General features: G+C 54.0%; 6 protein-coding genes. 4 read left to right on the forward strand and 2 right to left on the reverse strand.

Going from position 1 to position 8,664, the window contains the following annotated elements:
- The first annotated feature begins 21 nt into the window (after nt 1-21).
- Complete coding sequence (locus tag FH603_RS25140; protein ID WP_186741465.1) at nt 22-2,457, forward strand: 3-hydroxyacyl-CoA dehydrogenase/enoyl-CoA hydratase family protein; 2,436 nt, start codon at nt 22-24, stop codon at nt 2,455-2,457.
- Nucleotides 2,458-2,807: 350 nt separating this feature from the next.
- Nucleotides 2,808-3,974, forward strand: coding sequence for a signal peptidase I (lepB, locus tag FH603_RS25145; protein ID WP_186741467.1), 1,167 nt, complete (start codon nt 2,808-2,810; stop codon nt 3,972-3,974).
- Nucleotides 3,975-4,066: 92 nt separating this feature from the next.
- Here the strand turns inward: lepB and FH603_RS25150 are convergent, their stop codons facing one another.
- Both FH603_RS25150 and FH603_RS25155 read right to left on the reverse strand, forming a co-directional pair.
- Complete coding sequence (locus FH603_RS25150; protein WP_186741469.1) at nt 4,067-4,711, reverse strand: DedA family protein; 645 nt, start codon at nt 4,709-4,711, stop codon at nt 4,067-4,069.
- A 53-nt stretch (nt 4,712-4,764) separates the two neighbouring features.
- The gene (locus FH603_RS25155; RefSeq protein WP_186741472.1) at nt 4,765-6,663 is read right to left on the reverse strand and encodes an ABC-F family ATP-binding cassette domain-containing protein; all 1,899 of its coding nucleotides are present in this window, start codon (nt 6,661-6,663) and stop codon (nt 4,765-4,767) included.
- A 245-nt stretch (nt 6,664-6,908) separates the two neighbouring features.
- Here FH603_RS25155 and FH603_RS25160 point away from each other — a divergent pair, with 245 nt between their 5' ends.
- Together FH603_RS25160 and folK are read left to right on the forward strand one after the other, a co-directional pair.
- Nucleotides 6,909-7,913: a formylglycine-generating enzyme family protein gene (locus FH603_RS25160; RefSeq protein ID WP_186741474.1), complete on the forward strand. Its 1,005-nt coding sequence runs from the start codon at nt 6,909-6,911 to the stop codon at nt 7,911-7,913.
- A gap of 103 nt (nt 7,914-8,016) precedes the next feature.
- A complete protein-coding gene (folK, locus tag FH603_RS25165) occupies nt 8,017-8,502 on the forward strand; it encodes a 2-amino-4-hydroxy-6-hydroxymethyldihydropteridine diphosphokinase (protein WP_235985286.1) in 486 nt (161 codons plus the stop codon).
- Nucleotides 8,503-8,664 lie beyond the last annotated feature (162 nt).

Here is an 8,664-nt window from a genome sequence, read left to right on the forward strand (position 1 = left end):
TACCCTGTTCCCTTGTCAATTATGGAAGCTACCCTGGAAAAACCCAAAACTGCCCTTAAAAATCGAATTATCCGGCGCGTTGCGGTACTCGGATCCGGCATTATGGGCTCGCGCATTGCCGCTCATTTCGCCAACATCGGTGCCGACGTTCTTTTGCTGGACATCGTTCCGAAAGAACCAAATCCGGCCGAACAGGCAAAGGGTCTCACCACCGATAGCCCCGCCGTACGCAACCGTATCGTTACCGACGCCTTCCAGACGATGCTCAAAGCAAGTCCGGCGTCGCTCTATAGCCCCAAATTTGCCGAGCGTGTCAAGCTGGGCAACTTCGACGATAACCTTAAGGAGATTGCCGGTTATGATTGGGTCATCGAGGTGGTGGTTGAGCGGCTGGATGTTAAACGGTCGGTCTACGAGCGCGTCGAGCAGTATCGCAAGCCCGGTACGCTGATTACGTCCAACACCTCGGGGATTCCCATGCACCTGCTTACTGAAGGGCGCAGCGACGATTTCCGGCGCAACTTCTGCGGTACGCACTTTTTCAACCCACCCCGCTACCTGCGGTTACTGGAAATTATCCCCGGCCCCGATACAGACCCGGCCGTGGTCGATTTCCTGATGAAATACGGTGATCTGTACCTCGGTAAGACTACTGTTCTCTGCAAAGACACACCCGGCTTCATTGCCAACCGGCTTGGTATCCAGTCGCTGATCCAGACCATTCGCGTGGCCGAAGACATGGGCCTGACGGTGGAAGAAGTCGATAAGCTGACAGGTCCGGTAGCGGGTCGCCCTAAATCGGGCACGTTCCGTCTGTCGGACGTAGTCGGGCTGGATACGACCGTTAACGTCGCCGGTAACCTCGTCAGGATGGAGCATGACGAAGCACGGTCGTCATTCGAATTGCCCGCTTCGGTGCAGAAGCTGATGGAAAACAAATGGCTCGGCGACAAGACCGGTCAGGGCTATTACAAGAAGTCGAAAGACGCCAACGGCAAGACCGAAATCCTGGCGCTCGATCTGAATACGTTCGAGTACAAGCCATCACAGAAAGTAAAGTTCACGACGCTGGAGAGTACAAAGGCGATCGATAATCTGAAAAAGCGATTCCCGGTACTCGTGGCCGGTCAGGATAAGGCGGGTGAGTTCTACCGCCGGACTTTCGCCGATGGCTTCACCTACGCTACGCACCGTATTCCCGAAATTTCGGACGAGCTGTACCGCATCGACGCGGCTATTACGGCTGGCTTCGGCTGGCAGCTGGGCCTGTTCGAGACCTGGGATGCCATTGGCGTTCGGAAAGGGCTGGAAATGATCGAAGGGCAGGGCCAAAAACCCGCGCCCTGGGTGTATGAAATGCTCGACGCCGGTTTCGACAGCTTCTATAAAGTAGAGGGCGGCAAACGGCAGTACTACGACATCCCGACGAAGAGCTACCAGGCGATTCCGGGCGTGGAGCAGTTTACGATTCTGGAAAACTTGAGCAATGGCGTTGTCTGGAAAAATTCGGGCGCGGCCATTTACGACATCGGCGACGGTATTCTCAATCTTGAATTCCGGAGTAAGATGAACACCTTCGGGACGGAAGTTTCCGAGGGGTTGACCAAAGCCATCAGCCTGGCAGAGAAAGATTTCCGGGGCTTGGTGATCGGTAACGACTCGACCGAAGCGTTCTCGGCGGGTGCCAACCTGGGTACGCTGTTCATGTATGCCGTGGAGCAGGAGTTCGACGAGGTCAACCTGATGATTGCTCAGTTCCAGAAACTCATCATGCGGTTGCGCTACTCAGCCATTCCCGTAGTGGTGGCTCCGCACACGCTTACCCTGGGTGGTGGCTGCGAAGCGGTGCTGCACGCCGACCGGGCCGTGGCTCACGCCGAAAGCTATATTGGTCTGGTAGAAGTGGGCGTCGGCCTGATTCCTGCTGGTGGTGGTACCAAAGAGATGGCCGCCCGCGCATCGGACCTGTACCAGGCGGGTGATCCGGAACTGAACATCCTGCAAAACATCTTCATGAACATCGCTACGGCGAAAGTGTCGACATCGGCGCAGGAAGCCCGCGAGATGAACTACCTCCGTCCTACCGATCAGATCGTGCTGAACCGCAGCCGCCTGATTGCCGAAGCCAAGCAAGCCGCCATCGAACTGGCCGACAATGGCTATACGCAACCCAAAATGCGGACGGACATTAAGGTGCAGGGCAAAACAGGTATCGCCCTGTTCAAAGCCGGCCTAACCGCGATGCACATGGGCCGTTATATTTCGGACCACGACATGAAAATCGCCGACAAGCTGGCCTACGTCATCTGTGGTGGTGATCTGACCTCGCCACAAACCGTATCGGAGCAGTACCTACTGGATCTCGAACGCGAGGCATTCCTGTCGTTAACGGGCGAGAAGAAAACGCTGGAGCGAATTCAAAGCCTGCTAACGGGTGGCAAGCCGTTGCGGAACTAGTTTTGCTCATCCATTGACAACGCCTGGCTGGATCGACATGATCCGGTCAGGCGTTGTTTTTTTTCACAAGGTGACCAAATTACCTACCTGCTACCAACGCTTCGCTGTTAAGGCCCTAACGGGCCTGGCGGAATGGGAAAATCCAGACAGGCCCGTTAGGGCCTCAACAGCGAAGCGTTGGTAGCAGGTAGGTAATTGGCAACCATTCACATTGATAATCGCTATCCCGACGAAACGCCGTTGGTGTAAAAGCGAAATCGCTCTGTCGGCCTGTTGCTTACATTTCCGTTATAGATAGCACACAATCTATCCAACTGTGTTTGCAGCATCCATTCTTACCCCGACAGCTTATGTTTAATGCGAAACCAAAGGGCGCTGGCCAGCCCGCTAAACTAAAGAAATCCCCCGTCCGGGAATGGTTCGACTCGGTGCTGTTCGCCGTCATTGCCGCCACGCTGATTCGGTTTCTGACCTTCGAAGCTTTCGCCGTACCAACGCCGTCCATGGAAAGCACCATCCTGGTTGGCGACTTTATGTTTGTCAGTAAGCTGCACTACGGTGCCCGGACGTCCAAAACACCGTTGCAAATACCACTCACCCATCAGAAGATCTGGGGCACCAACATCCCGTCCTATAGTACCGCCATTCAACTACCCTCCTACCGCCTACCAGGCTTCTCGCACGTAAAAAGGGGAGATATCGTCGTCTTCAACTATCCGCCACCTAAAGCAGGGGAACCCATCTATCCAAGCGATCTGAAGACCAACTACGTCAAGCGCTGCATCGGCGCGCCGGGCGCCGTGATTGATATCCATCAGGAGCAGGTCTACATCAACGGGGTATTGTCACCGGCAACGTATCGCGCCCAAACGTCCTACTTCATCAAGACAACAGAGGTACTCGACGAGCGCTTTTTCCGGAAATACGGTATTGTCAATGATTTCAACTCGTCCGAAGGGCCCTTCATCAACTGGCAGCCGCTCGAAGCTTACAATGATTCGACGAAAGTGGGGACGCTGGTTGGCTATCGCGTTAACGCAACGCAGGCGGTCATTGACCAATTTAAAGGGTTTGACTGGGTCAAGGGTGTAGAGCGCATGGCCGACAAGCCGGGCGAACGGGGAGCGGGTATTTATGGATCATCTGCTCATTCGTGGAATCAGGACAATTTTGGCCCGCTGCAAGTGCCGAAGAAAGGCGTTACGGTAGCCCTCAACGAAAAAACCATCGCGCTATATGGCTCCGTCATTGAGCGCTATGAAGGTAATGAAAACGTAAGCCTGACCGCCAACAGCGTAAAACTGAATGGCCAACAAATTACGTCGTACACCTTCAAACAGGACTACTATTTCATGATGGGCGACAACCGGCACAATTCAGAAGACTCCCGCTACTGGGGGTTCGTCCCCGAAGACCATATTGTTGGCAAAGCCGTATTCGTCTGGATGTCGCTGGACCCCGCCCCTGCCGATATCTGGCATAAAGTGCGCTGGAACCGGATTTTTCGTGTTTTGTAGGGGGAGATAGGCGATAAGCAAACAGCCATGCAGACAGGGTGTCCGCGTTGGACATCCTGTCTGCAGGGTATTACACTAATCCATAATTCGTTTTAACTCACCTTCTCAGCCCGATTCTCTTTGCGGGCGCTCAGGTAGCCTCGCACAACCGTGAATGTAGTGACGGCCAGGAAGAAGATGACGATCCAGTGGACGTAGTTGATGATCCAGGGGAAGTGCTCACCGAAATAAAAACCGCCACCCACCAGAACCAGTACCCACACCGCCCCGCCAATCACGTTGTACAGCATGAAGAAGCGGAAGTTCATGTGGATGAGACCCGCCAGAATGGGCGCGAATGTGCGGACAATGGGCAAGAACCGCGCCACGATCAACGCACTTGTCCCGTACTTCTCGAACGCGACCCGTGTGTTTTCGATGTATTTCTGCTTGAAGAACAGTGAGTCTTTCCGGTTTTGGATTCGCCCGCCAAAGTAATAGCCCGTGAGGTAACCCAATAGCGAACCCAGAACGGCCGCACCGAAAATGCACGACAGCAGAAGCCAGAGCGGTACGTTCAGCACCTTGGTACCCGCAAAGACGCCTGCCAGAAACAGCAGGTAATCGCCCGGCAGGAAAAAGCCGAAGAAGATCCCGTTCTCAACGAAAATAATGAGCGTAATCAGGACAAGACCACCCGTCCGGATAATTTCCTCGGAGTTAAGCAGGTACCGAAAGAAGTCGATGAGTTCGTTCATGTCGTAACGCGGACTTTAGTCCGTTCGGGAATAAAAGCGGACTAAAGTCCGCGTTACATGTACTCCGCCAGTTCGAGCCAGCGATCTGATTTTCGGGCAACGGTCTGATCGATTTCCTCAATCTCGCGTGCCCAGGCCGTTAGCTGTTCGTGATGACCACCGCTGTTAAGCAGTTCGGTAATTTCCACTTTCCGCTTTTCCAGCGTTTCGATCTCGGCTTCGAGCGTTTCGTACTCTTTTATCTCCTTGAACGACGGCTTCCTCTTTGCGCCGTTTGCGTTGCCATTTACCGGCGCAGGCGTAGCAACCTTCGGTGCCTGTTCCTGTAGGATCGTACCGGAGGGCCGGGTATCGGCTCGTCCGTCGGTGCGCGGTTTCGAATCGCGCCACTCGCGGTAATCGGTGTAGTTGCCCGGATAGTCGCGTACTTTACCTTCGCCTTCCAGCACGAACACGTGCTCCACCAGCCGGTCCATGAAGTACCGGTCGTGAGTCACGATCAGCACGCAGCCCGCAAAGTTGAGCAGAAAATCTTCCAGTACATTCAACGTCATGATGTCGAGGTCGTTGGTCGGCTCGTCGAGGATCAGGAAGTTCGGGTTTTGTACCAGCACCAGCAGGAGTTGCAACCGGCGTTTTTCGCCACCGCTCAACTTGGCGACGAAGTCATATTGTTTCGAGCGATCGAACAGGAACCGGCTTAGCAATTGCGTCGCGGTGATCGTGTCGCCGTTGGCCAGCTTCATAACCTCGGCTACGTCCTGCACCACATCGATGACGCGCTGGTTTTCGGGCAGGTCCAGCTCTGTTTGGGTGTAATAGCCAAATTTGACCGTTCCGCCCGTCGATATCTTTCCCGAATCGGGTCGCAACTCGCCGGTGAGCATGTTCATGAGCGTGGTTTTGCCCATGCCATTCTTACCGATCAGCCCTACCCGATCAGGTCGTTTGAACGTGTACGTGAAGTGATCGAGCAGCACTTTGTCGCCAAAGCGTTTGCTCAGGTTCTCCACCTCCAGAATCTTACTACCCAGCCGGGCCATGCGCAGGTTCAGGTCGAGATCGCCATCGGCTTTTTTACCGCTGGTCTTTTCCTTCAGATCATCGAAAGCGTCGATCCGGTATTGTGCCTTGGTGCTGCGGGCTTTGGGTTGCCGACGCATCCACTCCAGCTCGCGCCGGAACGTGTTACGGTCTTTGGCCAGCTCCGATGCAGCCGCCATTTCGCGCTCTTCCTTCTTCTCCAGAAAATACGCGTAGTTGCCTTTGTACGAATACAATTGCCCGTTGTCCATCTCGGCAATCTGGTTGCAGACGCGGTCCAGAAAATACCGGTCGTGGGAAACCATCAACAACGTACCATTGCTGGTTGTCAGGAAGTTTTCGAGGTACTCGATGGCTTCCAGGTCGAGGTGGTTGGTCGGCTCATCCAGAATGAGCAGGTCGGGGTTCTGGATCAGCACCCGCGCCAGAGCAACCCGTTTGCGCTGCCCGCCCGATAGTGAACTGACGCGCTGCTCGATGTCCTGAATACCCAATTCACCCAGAATCTGGCGAATCTGAGCTTCGTAGTCCCAGGCTTCAAGCTTCTCCATGTCGGCCATGGCTTTTTCAAGACCAACATGGTTCTCGCTCGCCAGGGCCAACTCATAGGCACGTACGGCATCAAGCTGGGCGCTTTCACCCGCCAGCACGGCTTCCATGACGGTGAGCGCATCGTTGAAATCGGGTTGCTGATCGAGGTAGCCGATACTGATATCTTTACGAACACTGACAAGCCCCGCATCGGGTGGCATGGCTCCGGCTAAAATAGACAGCAACGTAGTCTTACCAGACCCATTGGCACCAACAATAGCGATCTTGTCGCCCCGGCTAATCCCAAACGTGAGGTTGCGAAACAGCGTACGGTCGCCGTAGGATTTGGTTAAATTTTCGGATGATAGGTAATTCATACACTATATTCATTCAACGAACTGAATCGATCGAATGACTTATTCGGATAATTCGTGATTGTGTTATTACCCCGCTACCCTGACTTAGTGGTTACGTTGACTGCTTCATTTTGTATGAAGGTCAATCTCAGTATACTACCGTTTATCAGGTGGGGCTGACTATTCGTTGCAAAGGTACAACAAAGGAGATCGTTCGTACTTTTACCTTTCAACAGATAACGACTCCTTTTCTTAATAAACCAACAATGCGCCTGAACCGTTTCCTGCTGGCGGCTACCCTGACAACCGCAACGGCATCCTACTCAACTGCCCAAACCGCAACGCCCGCCAAATCCTATACCCAGACGATTCCCGGCAGCGACCAGACCTATGCGATGGTTGCTATACCGGGTGGCACGTACCTTATGGGCAGCCCTGACACCGAAAAAGAGCGAAGTGCCGATGAAGGGCCCCAGCATAAGGTTGCTATCGAGCCGTTTTACATGGGTAAGTACGAGGTAACCTGGAATCTGTATGACCTGTTTGCCTTCACGAATATGGAGAAGGAAATGGCCGCCAAGTATCCCGGCCCGGACGCTAACCTGACGAAAACAGATGCCACAACGCGCCCCAGCCCGCCCTATGTCGATATGTCGTTCGGGATGGGGCGTGAGGGGTACCCGGCCATTAACATGACCCAGTATGCAGCCATTAAATTCTGCGCCTGGCTCTACGCCAAAACGGGTGTGTTCTACCGCCTGCCTACCGAAGCCGAGTGGGAATATGCCTGCCGCGCCAATACCACAACACCTTATTCATTCGGTGCCGATGGTACGAAGCTTGGCGAATACGCTGTTTTTACCGGCAACAGCGGGGGTGCCTATAAAAAAACAGGCACCAAAAAGCCAAATCCATTCGGCCTCTTCGACATGCATGGCAATGTGATGGAATGGACCAAAGACCAGTACATCGAAGACTATTACGCATCCGTTGCCAAAGGAACGGTGAAAGAGCCGTTTGCTCCTACCACAGCCCTGTATCCCAATTCGGTACGGGGCGGCTCATGGGACGATGAGCCAGCGGTGTTGCGTTCGGCGGCCCGGACCCCATCGGCACCGGCCTGGAAAGTTCTCGACCCGCAAAGCCCCAAATCCGACTGGTGGCTTACCTCTGCTTCGTTCGTTGGCTTCCGTCTGGTTCGCCCCGTCAAGACACCGACCGAAGAAGAAATCAAAGCCTACTACAATATCAAGCCAATTAAAGACTACTAAGCGATGGGTGATGAGCGATGAATGATAAATGATGAATGATAGCCGACCCGGCGATATCATTCATCATTTATCATTCATCGCTCATCATTCATCATTCATCCCTATGCTCTACCTCCTTTTGGGTGCTAATCTTGGTGACCGAATGGCTACGTTGCGTCGGGCGGTTGACCTGATCGGCGCACATGTCGGGGCGGTGGTACAGGCATCGGGTCTGTACGAGACGGCACCCTGGGGCGTTACCGATCAACCGGCTTTCCTGAATCAGGTGCTGGCCGTTGAAACGACGCTGGCACCCGAAGCAGTGCTGACGCAAGCGCAGGCTATCGAACAGGCGTTGGGACGCATCCGACACGAGAAGTGGGGCGCGCGGGTCATCGACATTGACATACTGTACTATGGCGACCAGATAATCCAGTCGGAGATCCTGACCGTTCCACATCCTTTCTTACACGAGCGACGGTTTACACTGGTACCACTGGCCGAGATCGCCCCGAACTTCGTCCACCCGATCCTGCAAAAAACAACAATTGACTTGCTGGCAACCTGCACCGATACGGGTGACGTTATGGCCCTGCCAGTGGCCGGTTAGGCCCTGGTAGTGGCTAGTTTCTGTTTGTACTAGTTTGCTGTCTGCATCTTAACTAGTACTCTTCCAAAATAGAGGTTAGAGCAAAATAATTAGCTTTGTGGCATGGGCCAAATCGCTACCCCGTTCGTCCTGTCGGAAGCCGACCAGACAACACTAAACAAT

The organism is Spirosoma utsteinense (genome assembly GCF_014282275.1).
Classification (GTDB): domain Bacteria; phylum Bacteroidota; class Bacteroidia; order Cytophagales; family Spirosomataceae; genus Spirosoma; species Spirosoma utsteinense.